Here is a 16,069-nt window from a genome sequence, read left to right on the forward strand (position 1 = left end):
TGGGCGCCTCGCGCACCATAACCAGCAAGTGTCACTCATGCCACGCCAGCCCCACCGTTCCCGCCGATTCCCCCGCAACGGCCGGCCCGCTCAACGACCAGGGTCAGCGCGGCCAGGTGGCCAGGCGCTGCCGGACCCGGGCGACGTCCGCGGGGCCCAGGCCGTAGCGGCTGAAGCGTTGGTCGGGCAGCCGGTCCAGGTACCGTCCGGCGGCGCGTACGTCCGCCGGATCCAGCGCGGGGTCGACCTGCCGGGCCAGCTTCAGCAGCTCGGTCACGTCGTAGTGCTCCAAAGCCGCCGCCACGTCGATGAAGTCACGAACCTCCCGCCGGTTGACCAACGCCGCGATCTTGTTGGCGACCAGGTCACGGACGTCCATCACCGGACCGAGGTCCATCACCACCGGGCTCTGCTGCCGGTCGAGGCGGGCCAGGCTGAGCCGGATCTGCCGCCCGTCGCGACTCACCACGAAGTCCTTCATGTCCCGCCCGTACCCGTCGAACAGGTAGGCGAGGTCGCTGTCCGGGTCGGCGTCGGTGACCGTGAACCCTGCCCGCTCCAGCGCGACGCGTACCCCGGCGGAGGCTGCCGCGGCGGCGCCCTCCACGTCGGCGAAGAGGTCCACGTCCTCGGTGGGGCGGGCGACCAGCCCGTGCGCGGCCCAGGCCACCCCGCCGCCCAACACGAACCGGTGCGGGCCGGCCGCGGCGAGCGCCACCCGCGCCACCTCGCGGTAGAACTCGTGCAGGTGTGGTGCGATCACGCCGCGCGCAGGCCCCGGTGCCGGCTCTCCCACGCCTGACGTACGCCCCGGGGCAGGTTCAGCAGCCGCCACACCCGGCGCAACGTCCGCCCGTTGATCAGGACGCGCAGGTCTTCGGCGCGGGTGGTCTCCCGCAGCACGTTCTCGTACATCCAGAGCAGCTGGTCGGGGTCGCCGAGGTCGAAGGTGCGCTCGGCGTTCCACATCAGCCGTACCGGTAGCTCCACCACGCCCCGGGTGGGACCGGCCAGCTCGACGAGCGTCCGCGCCACCACGGCAGGGCGACCCGGGCGGGCCAGGAAGGCCACGCCGGTCGTGGTGGGGGAGACGGCCTGCATGGTGTCAGGGTAACGCTCGCGGGTGCTGGTGTCGCTCACGGCGTTCTCTCCGCTGTTGTCGGCGTGGCTGTTGCGGGTGCGTGGGCTGTCGGGATCGTCGGCAGTTCTCCACCTTTGGGCCGGTGGTGGTCGGGGTCGCCGTGGTGTGCCGGGTTGGTGCGGGGTGGGGCCCGCCGTGCCCGGCTTCGGGCGGTCAGGCTTGATCCCTACGCCGGGCACGGCGGGCCCCACACCGTCGGTGGTCGCCGTGCGTCGTGACCCCTGCGCTGTGTGACGGACCAACCCGTCGGCGAGGTGGCGGGGTCCGATCGGTCCCCGGTGGGTGCCTTCGTTCGCGCTGATCGACTCTGTGTCGGCGATGTCGGGGTGTCCCGGGCGACCTGATAGCCCGATATCGGCGATACCGAGTCGATCACCCCCAGCCAGCCGAACTGGCGGCGCGACCGCCGGCGAACTGCGCGTCGAATGTCCGGTATCGGGGTTTCTGGGCTGTGACCGGGCGCATCCGTGGGCCGGAATCATGGCGAGCCGGGGGTCGTTACACACCCTGACGATCGCAGCACCACCGGCCCGCCCCCCGCAGGATGGGGATGGCAGCCAGACCAGGGTGCTGAGCCAACCCCGGAATGAGCCCGGCCCGGCGGTCGTTACACACAGACCCGGCGCCACGAGCCCCCGCCCGTAGGCCGCCGACCTTGAAGACTTTCCCCCTGTAGTTGTTGAAAGCGCCCGACGAGGTGCTCGCACCCTGCGCCGTTTCCCCCGGATCGCCAGCGCGGGTGTCTACCCCCGTGAAGGAGCTGACCCCCTCATGAACACGATCATTCGTAAGAGCATGCTGTCTGTTGCTGGTCTCGCGTTCGCCGGTGGTGTGTTCGCCGGTCCGATCGCCGCGCACGCCGCCCCCGCAGTGGACGGCAAGCCCGCCGCCGTGGCGGTGGCCAAGGTGCAGGGCGCGCAGTCGCACATCGACCTGAACGACGAGCAGACCGCGAACGTCAAGGCGATCATCGCCGCGACGAAGAAGGCCGGTCTGCCCGAGCGGGCCGCGGTCATCTCGATCGCGACGAGCCTGCAGGAGTCGAAGCTGGAGAACCTGGGCCACCTCGGCGACATGAACGATCATGACTCGCTGGGCCTGTTCCAGCAGCGCCCGTCCAGTGGTTGGGGCACGCCGGAGCAGATCACCGACCCGGAGTACTCGACCACCGCGTTCCTCAAGGGTCTCAAGCAGGTTGACGGGTGGCAGGACATGGCGTTGACCGACGCCGCGCAGACCGTGCAGGTCTCGGCCTACCCGGATGCCTATGCCCAGTGGGAGCAGCAGGCCACCGACCTGGTCGCCCAGCACTGGAACAGCTGACCCCAGCACACACGCTGACCGCTGGCCGGCACCCCACCCCGGGGTGCCGGCCAGCGGCATGTCTGGACCGGCGCGAGCGCCGGCGACGGGCGGGGAATGACACCGGCCGGCGGCGGGTTGTGGACAGTGTCGGTGTGATCCAGTGTCCCCGGGCCTCACCTAATATTGCCGTCGCGGAACACCGTTCGGCTGGAGCCGCGACGCGCCACTCGCCGAGAGGCGACCTGCACACCGACACCAGCGCCGCCCCCGGCCCACCAGCCGGGGGCGGCGCTGTCTGCGTCATCTGCCGGTTCCTCGGTTCGCGAACATGCCTCGGTTGACCTATGTTCATGGGGTCGCTCGCGTGCGAGGGGGTGTCGGGGATGGGTCTGCGGACCTTTATCGAGGGTTGGCCGGTCTACCGGCAGCTCACCGGCACGGACCCGCTGGGTCGGGGTGCCGCGGCGCAGTCTGCCCGTTCAGCGGAGTTGACCGCCCGCACCGAGGACGCCGACAGTGTCGCTCGCTCGGTCTGCCCGTACTGCGCGGTGGGGTGCGGTCAGCGGGTGTTCGTCAAGGACGGTCAGGTCAGCCAGATCGAGGGCGACCCGGACAGCCCGATCTCGCGGGGCCGGCTCTGCCCGAAGGGCGCGGCCAGCAAGAGCCTGGTGACCAGCCCCTTGCGGCAGACGAAGGTTCGCTACCGTCGGCCGTACTCGACGCAGTGGGAGGATCTGGAACTCGACACCGCGGTCGACATGATCGCCGACCGGATGCTCGCCGCCCGCGAGCAGACCTGGGAGGACGTCGACGGCGAGGGCCGGCCGCTCAACCGGACGCTGGGCATCTCCAGTCTGGGTGGGGCGACGCTGGACAACGAGGAGAACTACCTCATCAAGAAGTTGTTCACCGCGATGGGGGCTCTCCAGATCGAGAACCAGGCCCGTATTTGACACTCCGCCACCGTCCCCGGTCTGGGGGCCAGCTTCGGTCGTGGCGGTGCGACGGATTTTCAGCAGGACATCGCCAACGCTGACGTCATCGTCATTCAGGGTTCGAACATGGCCGAGGCGCATCCGGTGGGCTTCCAGTGGGTGATGGAGGCGAAGCGTCGGGGCGCGAAGGTCTTCCACGTCGACCCGCGGTTCACCCGGACCAGCGCGGTGGCCGACAGCTACCTGCCGATCCGGGCGGGCACCGACATCGCCCTGCTGGGCGGGGTGGTGCGCTACATCCTGGACAACGAGTTGGACTTCCGGGAGTACGTGCTGTCGTACACCAACGCGGCGACGATCGTCAGCGAGGAGTTCACCGACACCGAGGACGGCGACGGGTTCTTCTCCGGCTTCGACCCGGCGACCGGCAGCTACGTGCAGGACAGCTGGCAGTACGAGGGGCACGAGGGCTCTTCGGGCAGCGGGCACACCGCCAAGGAGCGGGACAGCGCCGCCGGCCTGGAGCACGAGTCGCACGGCGCGGAGGTGGGCGGGCAGACCCGCCGCGACGAGACGTTGCAACATCCGCGCTGCGTCTACCAGATCCTCAAGCGGCACTTTTCCCGCTACACGCCGGAGATGGTGGAGCGGGTCTGTGGCATCTCGCAGGAGAAGTTCCTGGAGCTGGCCCAGGCGTGGACGCAGAACTCCGGCCGGGAACGCACAGGCATGCTGATCTACTCGGTCGGTTGGACGCAGCACAGCGTCGGGGTGCAGTACATCCGCACGGGCGCGATCATCCAACTGCTGCTGGGCAACATGGGTCGGCCGGGTGGTGGAGTCATGGCGTTGCGCGGGCACGCCAGCATCCAGGGTTCGACGGACATCCCGACGCTGTTCAACCTGCTGCCCGGTTACCTGCCGATGCCACATCACTCCGACCACCCGACGTTCGACGAGTGGGTGGACAGCATCCGGCACCCGGGGCAGAAGGGCTTCTGGGGCAACGCCCGGTCGTTCGCCGCCAGCCTGCTCAAGGCGTACTGGGGGGACGCGGCGACGCCGGAGAACGACTTCTGCTACGGCTACCTGCCCCGGATGACCGGCGATCACGGCACGTACCGGCAGGTGCTGAACATGATCGACGGGAAGATTAAGGGGTACTTCCTGCTCGGGCAGAATCCGGCGGTGGGTTCGGCGCACGGCCGCGCCCAGCGCCTCGGCATGGCGAACCTGGACTGGTTGGTGGTCCGGGACCTGTTCATGATCGAGAGCGCCACGTTCTGGCAGAACGGGCCCGAGGTGGCCACCGGCGAGATCGTGCCGGAAGAGTGCCGTACCGAGGTGTTCTTCCTGCCGGCTGCCTCGCATGTGGAGAAGGAGGGCAGCTTCACCCAGACGCAGCGGTTGCTGCAGTGGCGGGAGAAGGCCGTCGAACCACCGGGCGACGCCCGTTCCGAGCTGTGGTTCTTCTACCACCTCGGCCGCAAGTTGCGGGAGAAGCTGGCCGGGTCGGACCTGCCACGCGACCGGGCGCTGCTCGACCTCACCTGGGACTACCCGACGCACGGCCCGCACGCCGAGCCGAGCGGCGAATCGGTGCTGCGCGAAATCAACGGGTACGACGTGTCGACCGGCCACCCACTGTCCTCGTTCGGCGAGGCCCGCGCCGACGGCTCCACCGCGATCGGCTGCTGGATCTACACCGGTGTGTACGCGGACGGCGTGAACCAGGCGGCCCGGCGCAAGTCGCGGCATGAGCAGGACTGGGTGGCCGCGGAGTGGGGTTGGGCGTGGCCGGCGAACCGGCGCATCCTCTACAACCGGGCGTCGGCCGACCCGGACGGCAATCCGTGGAGCGAGCGCAAGAAGTACGTCTGGTGGGACCCGGACAAGGCCGAATGGACCGGCTACGACGTGCCGGACTTCGAGAAGACCAAACCACCGTCGTACCGGCCGCCACCGGGTGCGTCCGGCACCGAGGGCATCGCGGGCGACGATCCGTTCGTCATGCAGGGCGACGGCAAGGGCTGGCTGTACGCGCCAAGCGGAGTCCTGGACGGGCCGATGCCGACGCACTACGAGCCGGTCGAGTCGCCGGTGCGTAATCCGCTCTACCGGCAGCAGGCCAACCCGACCCGCAAGATGTACGCCCATCCGGTCAACTCGGTGAACCCGAGCCCGCCGCAGGAGCACAGTCAGGTCTTTCCGTACGTGTTCACGGTCAGCCGGCTCACCGAGCACCACACCGCCGGCGGGATGAGCCGGACGGTCCGTCCGCTGGCCGAGCTGCAGCCGGAGATGTTCGTCGAGGTGTCGCCGGAGTTGGCCGTCGAGGTCGGACTGGCGCATCTGGGCTGGGCCCACCTGGTCAGCGGCCGTGCGGTGATCGAGGCCAAGGTGCTGGTGACGGACCGGCTCACGCCGTTGCGGGTGGACGGGCGGATCATCCATCAGGTGTGGTTGCCGTACCACTTCGGCTTCGAGGGCCTGGTGACCGGCGACTCGGCGAACGACCTGTTCGGGATCAGCCTCGATCCGAACGTCCTGATCCAGGAGAGCAAGGTCGGCACCTGCGACGTCCGGCCCGGCCGCCGGCCCACCGGCCCGGACCTGCTCGACCTGGTGGCCGAGTATCAGCGGCGCTCGGGAATCACGCCGGGCCGGAACGCCCCGGCCATCACCACCGACAGCGATGGGGAGGGGCGCGGTGATTCCTGATCCGAACAGCCTGTACGGCCCGCTGGATCCGGCACCGGACGCCGGTTGGTCGACCGCGCCGCCCCGGATGGGGTTCTTCACCGACACGAGCGTCTGCATCGGCTGCAAGGCGTGCGAGGTGGCCTGCAAGGAGTGGAACGGGGTGCCCGGCTCCGGCCTGGACCTGCTGGGCATGTCGTACGACAACACCGGCGCGCTGACCGCGAACTCGTGGCGGCACGTCGCGTTCGTCGAGCAGCCTCGCCCGGCCGGCCACCGGGGCACGACGGCCGCGGATGGGCCGGCCGACGTGCTCGGCACCCCGAGCGCCGCCGGAGGCGGTGGCTCGGGGCCGGAGTTCCTCGGGATGCCGGGTGCGCAGCCGCCGGGTCGGGGTACGGGCGTGGAGGAGCGTACGGATTTTCGTTGGTTGATGATGTCGGACGTGTGTAAGCACTGCACGCATGCGGCGTGTCTGGATGTGTGTCCGACGGGTTCGTTGTTCCGTACGGAGTTCGGCACGGTGGTGGTGCAGGAGGACATCTGTAACGGGTGTGGGTACTGCATTTCGGCGTGCCCGTATGGGGTGATCGATCAGCGTAAGGATGATGGTCGGGCGTGGAAGTGCACGTTGTGTTATGACCGGCTCGGGGTGGGGATGACGCCGGCGTGTGCGCAGGCGTGTCCGACGGAGTCGATCCAGTACGGGGAGTTGGACGAGTTGCGGGAGCGGGCCGCGGCGCGGGTGGCGAAGTTGCACGAGCGGGGGGTGCCCGAGGCGCGGTTGTACGGACACGACCCGAACGACGGGGTCGGTGGTGACGGAGCGTTCTTCCTGCTGCTGGATGAGCCGGAGGTGTACGGCCTGCCGCCGGACCCGATCGTGACCACCCGCGACCTGCCCGCCATGTGGAAACGCGCCGGCCTCGCGGCCCTGGCCATGGCGGCGGCCACCGTCGCCGCGTTCGTCGGAGGTTCCTCGTGAGTGCGCACCACCCGGAGGTGGGCGACGTGTTCCGCCGCTTCCGTGACCGGCTGGCTGCCGAGGGCGGCGAGCGGCTGGACAGCCCGGCACGGTCCGAGGCGAACATCCATGGCGGACCGGCAGGCGCCGACGTCACCCCGCAGCCGCGGCGGAATGCCGAGCACAAGGGCCGGCGCGGTGGTCGCCGCGGTGGTGGCGAGGAGCTGCGGGTGCCGGAGGCCGAGTTCACCTCGTACTACGGCCGGCCGGTCCTGAAGGCGCCGGTCTGGAAGTGGGACATCGCCGCGTACCTGTTCACCGGCGGGCTGGCAGCCGGTTCGTCGCTGCTCGCCGCGGGTGGGCAGCTCACCGGCCGACCGGTGCTGCGCCGGGCCGGCCGGGTCACCGCGCTGGCCGCCGTCAGCGCCAGCGCCGTCTTCCTGGTCCGGGACCTGGGCCGGCCGGCCCGGTTCCACCACATGCTGCGGATCGCCAAGCCGACCTCGCCGATGTCGATGGGCACCTGGATCCTGACGGCCTTCGGGCCGGCGGCCGGGGTCGCCGCGATCGCCGAGGCCGCCGGCTGGCTGCCCCGGCGTGGGCTGCTCGGACTGGCCCGCCGGGCGTTGCCGCCAGTCGGGCACGCCGCCGGGCTGCTCGCCGCCGGCACCGCGCCCGCGCTGGCCACGTACACCGGGGTGCTGCTCGCCGACACGGCCGTGCCGTCGTGGCATGAGGCGTACCCGGAGCTGCCTGTCATCTTCGCGGGCAGCGCCCTGGCCAGCGGCGCCGGCGTGGGTCTGCTCGCCGCGCCGCCGGCCGAGGCCGGGCCGGCCCGCCGGATGGCGGTGGCCGGAGCGGCCCTGGAACTGTACGGCGCGCACCGGGTGGAGACCCGCCTCGGCCTGCTCAGCGAGCCCTACCGGCGGGGCCGGCCGGGTCGTCTGCTGCGCGCCGGTCGGCTGCTGACGGCGGCCGGGGTGGCCGGCGCGCTGCTCGGGCGGCGCAGCCGGGTGGCCGGTGCGTTCTCCGGCGCCGCGCTGCTGGCCGCCTCCGTGGCGACCCGGTTCGGCATCTTCTACGGCGGCGTCGCGTCCGCCCGCGACCCCCGCTACACCGTGGTGCCGCAGCGCGAGCGGCTCGAAGCCCGCCGGACCGAGGGCGGATCTGTCACCTGACCGGGCGGCACGGCCCGTGCTGTGATCGAATGTCCGATGGAGGCGTTCAGGCGGCTGGTGCCCCTCCCGGTCTTCAAAACCGGTGTGGTCCGGGACCCGGGCCAGGCGGGTTCGATTCCCGTCCGCTTCCGCCAAACAGGCGGCAGGAGATGACGCGATGGGTGACGGCCCGGTGGACCCGCGGCGCCGGGTGCCCCGCACCGACACGTTGCTCGCCGACCCGCGGCTGGCCGCGGCCACCGCGACGCTCGGGCGGGACCGGGTGAAGGCGGTCGTCAGCCGGGCGCAGGAGCAGGCGCGCCGCGGCGAGATCGGCCCCGACGAGGTCCGTGATGCGGCCGTCGCCGCGCTACCCGCGCCAGGCCCCCGCGCGGTGCTCAACGCCACAGGTGTCGTGCTGCACACCAACCTGGGTCGGGCGCCGTTGTCGCCCACCGCTGTCGCCGCGGTCGTGGCCGCCGCCGGGCACACCGATGTGGAGCTGGACCTGAGCACCGGGCGGCGGGCCCGCCGCGGCCGCGACGCGCTCGACGCGCTGGCCGCTGCCGTACCGGACGCGGGCGCGGTGCACGTGGTCAACAACGGCGCGGCCGCCCTGGTGCTGGCCGCCACCGCGCTGGCCGCCGGCCGGGAGATCGTGGTCAGCCGGGGCGAGCTGGTCGAGATCGGCGACGGTTTCCGCCTGCCGGACCTGCTGGAGAGCACCGGCGCCCGGCTGCGGGAGGTGGGCACCACCAACCGCACCTCCCTCGCCGACTACGCCGCCGCGCTCGGCCCGCGGACCGGCTTCGTGCTCAAGGTGCACCCGTCGAACTTCCAGGTCACCGGCTTCACCTCGGCCACCCCGGTACGGCAGCTGGCCACCCTGGGCGTGCCGGTGGTCGCCGACATCGGCTCGGGGCTGCTCGCTCCGGATCCACTGCTGCCCGACGAGCCCGACGCGGCCGGCACCCTGCGCGCCGGCGCGACGCTTGTCACCGCCAGCGGTGACAAGCTGCTCGGCGGTCCGCAGGCGGGGCTGCTGCTCGGCGACGCCGAGCTGGTCGACCGGCTGCGCCGCCATCCGCTGGCCCGGGCGCTGCGCGTGGACAAACTCACCCTGGCCGCGCTGGCCGCCACCCTGCAGAGCCCCGACACGCCCACCCGGACCGCGCTGCACGCCGATCCGGGCGTCCTGCGTGAGCGGGTGGAGCGGCTGCGCGACCGTCTCGGCGCGGACGGCCGCAAGGCGGAGGTGGTGCCGGCCGTCGCCGTGGTCGGCGGCGGCGGCGCCCCCGGGGTGGAGCTGGACTCCTGGGCGCTGAGCCTGCCCGAGCGGTACGCCGCGCCGCTGCGCACCGGCGAGCAGCCGGTGCTCGGCCGGGTGGTGCGGGGCCGGCTCCTGCTCGACCTGCGCTGCGTACCCGCCGCGGATGACGAGGCGGTCCGGGCAGCCGTGCTGCGCGTACCCGGAGACGATTGACCGTGTTCGTCGTCGCCACCGCCGGGCACGTCGACCACGGCAAGTCGACCCTGGTCCGCGCGTTGACCGGAATGGAGCCCGACCGGTGGGCCGAGGAACGCCGCCGGGGAATGACCATCGACCTGGGCTTCGCCTGGACGACCCTGCCGTCCGGCGGCACTGTCGCGTTCGTCGACGTACCCGGGCACGAACGGTTCGTGCCGAACATGCTCGCCGGGGTCGGCCCGGTGCCGGCGGCGCTGATCGTGGTCGCCGCCGACGAGGGGTGGATGCCGCAGTCCGCCGAGCACCTGGCGGCGCTGGACGCGCTCGGTGTCGCGTACGGCCTGCTGGCGGTGACCCGCGCGGACCTGGCCGATCCGGGTCCCGCGGCGGCCCGGGCCCGGGCCGAGATCGCGGCGACGAGTCTCGGCACGGTGGAGACGGTGGCGGTCAGCGGGCTGACCGGCGCCGGCCTGCCGGAGCTGCGCGCCGCCCTGGACCGGCTCGCCGCCGGCCTGCCGGCCCCCATCGTGGACGATCCGGTCCGGCTGTGGGTCGATCGCAGCTTCACCGTGCGGGGCAGCGGCACAGTGGTCACCGGCACCCTCGGCGCCGGCCGGTTGCGGGTCGGCGACGAGTTGGAGTTGGCCGGCAGCGACGAACGGGTCCGGGTACGCGGCCTGCACTCGCTCGGTCAGGCCCGGTCCGAGGTGGCGGCGGTGGGCCGGGTGGCTGTCAACCTGCGCGGTACGCCCCGTGACCGGCTCGGCCGCGGCGACGCGTTGCTCGCCCCGGGCCGGTTCCACCGCAGCGACCTCATTGACGTCCGGCTCACCGGCGACCCGGCAGGTGATCTGCCGGCCACCCTCACCCTGCATGTGGGGTCGGCGGCGGTGCCGGTACGGGTCCGCCCGCTCGGCGCGGACACCGTGCGGCTCCGGCTGGCCCGCCCGCTGCCGCTGCTGGTCGGCGACCGGGCGCTGCTGCGCGATCCGGGCCGGCACCACGTGGCCGGTGGGGTGCGGGTGCTGGACGTGGCCCCGCCGCCGTTGGCCCGCCGGGGCGCCGCCGCCGCCCGCGCCAAGGTCCTCGCCGACCTGGACGGCCGACCCGACCTGGCCGGCGAACTGCGCCGCCGCCGTCTGGTCCGGGCCGGCACGCTGGTCCGGATGGGCGTACCGGTGCACGCCGCCCCGGTGGCGGGTGACTGGCTGGCCGATCCCGGGCACTGGCGGCGGCTCGGCGACCAGTTGACCGAGGAGGTCGCCCGGTACGCCCGGGAGCATCCGCTGGAGCCGGGAATGCCGGTGGACGCCCTGCGCCAGCGTCTCGCCCTGCCTGACCGGGTGCTCGTCGAGGCGCTGGTCCGGCCGCCGCTGCGGATCCACGCCGGCCGGGTCGGCGCGGCGAGCGCCGGCGTACTGCCCGAGCCGGTGGCCCGGGCCGTGCAGCGGGTCCGCGCCGAGTACGCCGACCGACCGTTCCGCGCCCCGGAAGCCGATCGCCTCGTGGATCTGGGCCTGGGCGCCCGGGAGATCGGGGCCGCGGTGCGCGCCGGTGCGCTGCTGCGGTTGGCCGACAGCGTGGTGCTGCTCCCCGACGCGCTCGACGACGCGGTGCGGGTGCTGGCCGGGCTGCCTCAGCCGTTCACCCTGTCGGCGGCCCGGCAGGCGTTGGACACCACCCGCCGGGTGGCGGTGCCGCTGCTGGAGCTGCTCGACCGGCGAGGTGCGACGCGCCGGCTGCCCGACGACGCCCGGATCGTCGTCCTCAACGGTGACGGGATGATCGAAGTGTCCGGGCCAATGGGCCTCCCGGGCGGCGGTGCTCACCTACGGTGACGCCATGGACCCTTCGGCGGTCTGGCGGGATCGGCAGCACCGGTGGCGGATCGAGGCGTACCGCGCCCCGGACCTGCGGTTCGCCATCTACGCCACCAACGGCCCCACCGAGTCCGCCCCGCTCTGGCTGTTCGGCATGTCGGCGCTGGCACGGTGGCTGATGACCCACGCCATCTCCCTGGACGACCTGGAGACCGACTGAGCGGAGGGCCGGCCAACCGGAACCGGACCCACGGTCGGCCCGGCTGCGGTTGAGTGGCCTGAGGCGGCGGACGGGGGTACGCGATGGGCGCTCAGCTCGGGCAGTTGGTGCTGGTGGCCGTGCTGGTGCTGGTCAACGCCGCGCTCTCCGGCAGTGAGATGGCGTTGGTGACGCTGCGCGAGGGGCAGCTGCGGCGGCTGGGCCGGCGGACCCGCGCGGGCGACCGGTTGGTGCGGCTCTCCCGCGACCCGAACCGTTATCTGGCCACCATCCAGCTCGGCATCACCCTGGCCGGGTTCCTCGCGTCCGCGGCGGCCGCGGTGTCGCTGGCCGAGCCGCTGGTCGCCCCGCTCGGTTTTCTCGGCGCGGCGGCCCGCCCCACCGCGGTGGTGCTGGTGACGGTGGCGCTGACCTTCGTCACGCTGGTGATCGGCGAGCTGGCCCCCAAGCGGTTGGCCATGCAGCGGGCGGAACGCTGGGCGCTGCTCAGCGCCGGTCCGCTGGACCTGCTCGCCCGACTGTCCCGGCCGGCGGTGTGGCTGCTCAGCCGAACCACCGACGCCGTGGTCCGGCTCGCCGGCGGCAATCCGAAGGCCAGTCGGGAGGAGACCACCGAGGAGGAGCTGCGGGAGATGCTGGTCAGTCAGCGTGGCCTGTCGGCCCAGCAGCGGGAGATCCTCACCGGCGCGTTCGACATCGCCGGGCGGACGCTGCGGGAGATCCTGGTGGCCCGGCGGGAGGTGACCACACTGCCGGCCGGCCTGGCCGCCGGCGAGGGGGTCCGACGGCTCGCCGTCGCCGGACGGTCCCGCGCGCCGGTCACCGGTCCCGGTGGCCTGGACGAGGTGATCGGTGTGGTGCACATCCGTGACCTGGTGCGGGCCGGCGACGGCACGGTGGGGGAGCGGGCCCGCCCGCCGTTGCTGCTGCCGGTCACGCTGCCGGTCGCCGACGCGCTGCGCCAGCTTCGTCTGGAGCACCAGCAGCTGGCTCTGGTGGTCGACGAACACGGCGGCATCGACGGCATGGTCACCCTGGAGGACCTGCTGGCGGAGGTCGTCGGCGAGTTGTACGACGAGACCGACCGGGACGTGCGCGAAGTCGTGCGCGAGCCGGACGGGTCGCTGCTGGTGCCCGGTGACTTCCCGTTGCACGACCTGCCCGACCTGGGGGTGCGGTTGAATTTCCCGCTGTCGCGGGAGTACACGACGGTCGCCGGGTTGGTGCTGGCCCGGCTGCGTCACCTGCCAGGCGAGCCGGGGGAGTGCATTCGGCTGCCCGGGCTGACCCTGGAGGTGGTGGAGGTCGCCGACCGGGCGGTCCGTCGCGTGCGGCTGCGCGGGTTCACCGCCGACACCTGACCGGCCGGCGTTCCGGAATGCCACCCGGACGGGGGACAGGCCCGCCAAATCCGCCCAGGGCGGATGTTTCCCGCATATGGTGCGATACGTGAAGGACCGAGGGTTTCGTACGTTCGTCACGGTGCTGGCCGGCCTCGCGGTGATCTACTTCGGCACCGCCGGCCGCAGCCCCGAGGAGGGCCGGGGTATCTCCGGCGGGCTGGTGGTTCTGGCGCTGCTCGCCGCGCTGCTGGTGTGGCACCTGACCCGGCCGGGCGACAAGACGGTGAAGTGATCGGTTCAACGGGCGGCGCGGGTGACCTCACCGGCGGACTCCTCGCCGAGCGCCACCCGTACCAGCGCCGAGGCGAGCCGCCCGAAGTCCGGCTCGTCGACCAGCCCGGCCAGCCCGTCCGGTGAGCCCGGCAGGCCCAGGCGTTTCGCCCCGGCCAACGCCCGGCGGTCGGCGTACGGGCGCAGGTCGGACCAGACCGTCTGCGCCTCCCGCAGGTAGATGTCCGCACCGGTGGGTCCGATGCCGGGAAACTCGGTGAGCCGGCGGCGCAGTCCGGCCGGGTCACTCCGGGCCTCCCTGTGCAGCCGACGCAGGTCGCCGTGCCAGCGGTCCAGGCACAGCCGGGCGCCGGTGCCGAGCATGGTGGCCGTCCGCTCGTCGTAACGGCGGTAGTGGCCCCGGCCCAGCGCGTCGACCCGCTGTTGCCAGCTGGCGGCCTCCATCGCCTGCGGCGTGCGGTAGCCGGCGGCGAACAGCTCCCGCGCGGCGTCCACCGCCACGCAGGCCCGGATCCGGGTGCTCAACAGCGTGGCGAGCACCAGCAGCTGGTACAGCGGCCCGGGTCGGTCGGAGAGCCGGATGCCGGCCTCCTCCGCGTAGGTGCGGCTGCTCCGTTCCAGCAGCACCTGTGCCACGGTTCGGTCGTTGCCCACGTCCGGTGCGTACCCGCCACCGCGCCGCCTAGCCCTCCCGCCGGTGAGCGGGTCCGGAATGCCGCCGGGTCGGGCGGGTATGCCTGCGGTGGAGGCGGTCACATGCCGCCTGCCGTACCCGGAGGGAGACACCCGTGGTCAACCCGCAGCAGGAGGAGTTCCGCCGTAACGCCAAGGGAGCCACCAGTCAGGACAGCAAGGGGCCCACGCCGACGGGGCACCCGCTCAACCGTGGTTCGTCTCGCGGAGACGAGGGTCGGCCGGTGCCCAAGGGCCAGGTGTCGCCGTACGGGCCGACCGGTGAGCCGGTCGCCGAGGACGACAGCGACAACCGGGTCTAACGATCACGGCGTCGTGGCCGTCGCAACCTGTTCCAGGTGGCGGCGGCCACCAGTCCGTACGCCAGGTGGGGCACGATGTCGGAGATCCAGTCGGCGCGCCGCCAGGTGCGCGGGTCGCTGATCCCCAGCGCGGTGATGGACCCGTCGGTCATCGTCATCACGCCGGCGCCGAGCACGCCGGTGGCCATCGGCAGCGGTTGCCGCCGGCCCCGGGCGTAGAGCGCGAACCCGACCCCGGCGGCGATGCCGAGGCCGTAGCCGACCAGGGCCCCGAGGCCCGAGCGGCGGTTCGCCGCCGGGGCCCCGGACCCCAGGTCCACGTGGGCGATCCGGGCGAGCCGGTCGACGGTCTCCTCCGGGGTGCTGCTCGCCGGCCGGGCCCGCAGGACAATGTCCAGGTAGCTGACCACGTTGAGTGCGGTGCTGCCGACGGCGCCCGCGATGGCGCCGTCGGCCAGGTCGGCCCTCCTCACTTCGGGTCGCCTGGTTCGCGCTCACTCTTGGGGCCGTACGTGCGCTCGCCGCGCACCACACCCCGTTGACCGCGATCCTCCTGCAGGATCCGGTTGGCGACCTGATTGGCCTTGCCGTCGGGGACCCGTCGTCCGGAATCGTCGATCGCGTTGCGCATCCGCGCCCGCTGCTTGTCGTAGGCGTTACTGCCCGGCCGTGGTCCTGGCATCTGCTGCCTCCTTCGTCGCCGTTGGCGTACCGCGGCCGTCTACCCGTCTGGCGGCGGACCAACCCCGGGTTTCAGCGGGGGCCGCGCACCACCGCGACGGGGCACCGGGCGTGGTGCAGCACCGACTGGCTCACCGACCCCAGCAGCAACCCGGTCACCTCGCCGCGCCCCTGCCCGCCGACGACCACCAACTGGGCGGAGCCGGACGCCTCGGCGAGCACAGCGCCGGCCCTGCCGTGCACCGCCCGCCAGGTCAGCCGCAGCCCGGGACAGCGGTCGGTCAGGCCGGCCAGCGACTCGGCGAGCATCTGTTCCTCGGCGCCCTGCAGCCGCGCCTCGTCGTACACCAGGGGTTGCATGTCTCCCGGGCCGGTGCTGGGCGGATGCCGGTAGGCGTACACCGCCAACAGCGGCACGCCGCGCGCCACGGCGGCCTCGGCGGCGAACTCGGCGGCGAGCCGCGACGCCGCCGAACCGTCCATGCCCACCAGCACCGGCTCGCCCGGACGTTCCGCGCCGCGGGCCACCAGCACCGGGCAGTCGGCGTACGCGGCGACCTGCACCGCCACCGAGCCGACCACCAGCGAGGCGAAGCCGCCCAGCCCTCGGTCGCCGAGCACGATGAGCGCGGCGGTGGGGGATTCGCCGACCAGTACCGCGGCGGCCTCGCCGTCGATGATCTCGCCGGAGACCGACAGTCCGGGTGCGGTGGCCTGGGCCTCGGCCACCGCGGCGGCGACGAGTTCCTCGGCCTGGTGGCGCAGCCCACCGCCGGGCGGGGCGTCCGGTGCGGGGGAGACCGGCACGTGCAGCAGTGGCCAGATGAACCCGTGCACCACGCGCAGCGGCCGGTGCCGACGGGCGGCCTCGGTGGCGGCGAGACGGACGGCGCGCAGGGACGGCTCCGAGCCGTCCACGCCGACCACCACCGCCGCGCTGTGCGCCGAGTTCACCGGGTCACCTCCCGCCGGGGCCAGTATCGCGGCCGGCGACGGCCTGGCGGAGCGATACCGCCCAGAGCGTCCGGGTCGGTACGCTGGCGACGACC

Annotated in this window: 16 protein-coding genes and 1 tRNA gene; 11 read left to right on the forward strand and 6 right to left on the reverse strand. The window is 72.9% G+C overall.

Annotated elements, in window-relative coordinates; genetic code table 11:
• Window positions 1-103: 103 nt before the first annotated feature.
• Together GA0070607_RS28000 and GA0070607_RS28005 are read right to left on the reverse strand one after the other, a co-directional pair.
• Window positions 104-763 carry a nucleotidyl transferase AbiEii/AbiGii toxin family protein gene (locus tag GA0070607_RS28000; protein ID WP_089020865.1) on the reverse strand — a complete coding sequence of 220 codons (660 nt, stop codon included), beginning with the start codon at window positions 761-763 and terminating at the stop codon, window positions 104-106.
• Complete coding sequence (locus GA0070607_RS28005) at window positions 760-1,101, reverse strand: hypothetical protein (RefSeq protein WP_089022152.1); 342 nt, start codon at window positions 1,099-1,101, stop codon at window positions 760-762. Before GA0070607_RS28005 ends, GA0070607_RS28000 begins: the two co-directional genes overlap by 4 nt.
• Before the next feature lie 811 nt (window positions 1,102-1,912).
• Here GA0070607_RS28005 and GA0070607_RS28010 point away from each other — a divergent pair.
• The 10 genes from GA0070607_RS28010 (at window position 1,913) to GA0070607_RS28055 (ending at window position 13,345) form a co-directional block, all read left to right on the forward strand.
• Window positions 1,913-2,464: a hypothetical protein gene (locus GA0070607_RS28010; protein ID WP_089020866.1), complete on the forward strand. Its 552-nt coding sequence runs from the start codon at window positions 1,913-1,915 to the stop codon at window positions 2,462-2,464.
• A 365-nt stretch (window positions 2,465-2,829) separates the two neighbouring features.
• Window positions 2,830-6,102, forward strand: a complete 3,273-nt coding sequence (fdh, locus tag GA0070607_RS28020; RefSeq protein ID WP_269458401.1) for a formate dehydrogenase — start codon at window positions 2,830-2,832, stop codon at window positions 6,100-6,102.
• On the forward strand, window positions 6,095-7,066 hold the full coding sequence (locus tag GA0070607_RS28025) for a 4Fe-4S dicluster domain-containing protein (RefSeq protein WP_089022153.1): 972 nt from the start codon (window positions 6,095-6,097) through the stop codon (window positions 7,064-7,066). Before fdh ends, GA0070607_RS28025 begins: the two co-directional genes overlap by 8 nt.
• A gap of 203 nt (window positions 7,067-7,269) precedes the next feature.
• Complete coding sequence (gene nrfD, locus GA0070607_RS28030) at window positions 7,270-8,223, forward strand: NrfD/PsrC family molybdoenzyme membrane anchor subunit (protein ID WP_408630924.1); 954 nt, start codon at window positions 7,270-7,272, stop codon at window positions 8,221-8,223.
• 38 nt (window positions 8,224-8,261) lie between these two features.
• Window positions 8,262-8,357 (forward strand) — tRNA-Sec (locus tag GA0070607_RS32580).
• A 23-nt stretch (window positions 8,358-8,380) separates the two neighbouring features.
• Window positions 8,381-9,685, forward strand: coding sequence for an L-seryl-tRNA(Sec) selenium transferase (selA, locus tag GA0070607_RS28035; protein WP_089020869.1), 1,305 nt, complete (start codon window positions 8,381-8,383; stop codon window positions 9,683-9,685).
• 2 nt (window positions 9,686-9,687) lie between these two features.
• On the forward strand, window positions 9,688-11,508 hold the full coding sequence (gene selB, locus GA0070607_RS28040) for a selenocysteine-specific translation elongation factor (protein WP_231931214.1): 1,821 nt from the start codon (window positions 9,688-9,690) through the stop codon (window positions 11,506-11,508).
• Between the two features lie 4 nt (window positions 11,509-11,512).
• A complete protein-coding gene (locus GA0070607_RS28045) occupies window positions 11,513-11,710 on the forward strand; it encodes a hypothetical protein (RefSeq protein ID WP_089022155.1) in 198 nt (65 codons plus the stop codon).
• An 83-nt stretch (window positions 11,711-11,793) separates the two neighbouring features.
• Window positions 11,794-13,071, forward strand: a complete 1,278-nt coding sequence (locus GA0070607_RS28050; RefSeq protein ID WP_089020870.1) for a hemolysin family protein — start codon at window positions 11,794-11,796, stop codon at window positions 13,069-13,071.
• Between the two features lie 76 nt (window positions 13,072-13,147).
• The gene (locus tag GA0070607_RS28055) at window positions 13,148-13,345 is read left to right on the forward strand and encodes a hypothetical protein (protein ID WP_172899119.1); all 198 of its coding nucleotides are present in this window, start codon (window positions 13,148-13,150) and stop codon (window positions 13,343-13,345) included.
• Between the two features lie 5 nt (window positions 13,346-13,350).
• On the opposite strand, the gene GA0070607_RS28060 is transcribed toward GA0070607_RS28055, so the two are convergent.
• Window positions 13,351-13,998, reverse strand: coding sequence for an HhH-GDP family DNA glycosylase (locus GA0070607_RS28060; RefSeq protein ID WP_089020871.1), 648 nt, complete (start codon window positions 13,996-13,998; stop codon window positions 13,351-13,353).
• Window positions 13,999-14,132: 134 nt separating this feature from the next.
• Here GA0070607_RS28060 and GA0070607_RS28065 point away from each other — a divergent pair, with 134 nt between their 5' ends.
• A complete protein-coding gene (locus tag GA0070607_RS28065; protein WP_089020872.1) occupies window positions 14,133-14,339 on the forward strand; it encodes a hypothetical protein in 207 nt (68 codons plus the stop codon).
• Here the strand turns inward: GA0070607_RS28065 and GA0070607_RS28070 are convergent.
• From GA0070607_RS28070 to GA0070607_RS28080, 3 genes are all read right to left on the reverse strand, one after another.
• Window positions 14,336-14,812 (reverse strand): hypothetical protein, encoded by a 477-nt coding sequence (locus GA0070607_RS28070; RefSeq protein WP_089020873.1) that lies wholly within the window; start codon window positions 14,810-14,812, stop codon window positions 14,336-14,338. The genes GA0070607_RS28065 and GA0070607_RS28070 overlap by 4 nt on opposite strands.
• Window positions 14,809-15,021 carry a hypothetical protein gene (locus tag GA0070607_RS28075; RefSeq protein ID WP_007460364.1) on the reverse strand — a complete coding sequence of 71 codons (213 nt, stop codon included), beginning with the start codon at window positions 15,019-15,021 and terminating at the stop codon, window positions 14,809-14,811. The genes GA0070607_RS28070 and GA0070607_RS28075 overlap by 4 nt, the downstream gene beginning before the upstream one ends.
• A gap of 71 nt (window positions 15,022-15,092) precedes the next feature.
• The gene (locus tag GA0070607_RS28080) at window positions 15,093-15,974 is read right to left on the reverse strand and encodes a universal stress protein (protein ID WP_089020874.1); all 882 of its coding nucleotides are present in this window, start codon (window positions 15,972-15,974) and stop codon (window positions 15,093-15,095) included.
• Window positions 15,975-16,069: the final 95 nt, after the last annotated feature.

Source organism: Micromonospora coriariae (genome assembly GCF_900091455.1).
Taxonomy (GTDB): domain Bacteria; phylum Actinomycetota; class Actinomycetes; order Mycobacteriales; family Micromonosporaceae; genus Micromonospora; species Micromonospora coriariae.

Coding starts and splice junctions, on each gene's coding strand:
- GA0070607_RS28005 (WP_089022152.1), bottom strand. CDS start 1,101: ATGCAGGCCGTCTCCCCCACCACGACCGGCGTGGCCTTCCTGGCCCGC.
- GA0070607_RS28010 (WP_089020866.1), top strand. CDS start 1,913: ATGAACACGATCATTCGTAAGAGCATGCTGTCTGTTGCTGGTCTCGCG.
- selA (WP_089020869.1), top strand. CDS start 8,381: ATGGGTGACGGCCCGGTGGACCCGCGGCGCCGGGTGCCCCGCACCGAC.
- GA0070607_RS28045 (WP_089022155.1), top strand. CDS start 11,513: ATGGACCCTTCGGCGGTCTGGCGGGATCGGCAGCACCGGTGGCGGATC.
- GA0070607_RS28050 (WP_089020870.1), top strand. CDS start 11,794: ATGGGCGCTCAGCTCGGGCAGTTGGTGCTGGTGGCCGTGCTGGTGCTG.
- GA0070607_RS28055 (WP_172899119.1), top strand. CDS start 13,148: ATGGTGCGATACGTGAAGGACCGAGGGTTTCGTACGTTCGTCACGGTG.
- GA0070607_RS28075 (WP_007460364.1), bottom strand. CDS start 15,021: ATGCCAGGACCACGGCCGGGCAGTAACGCCTACGACAAGCAGCGGGCG.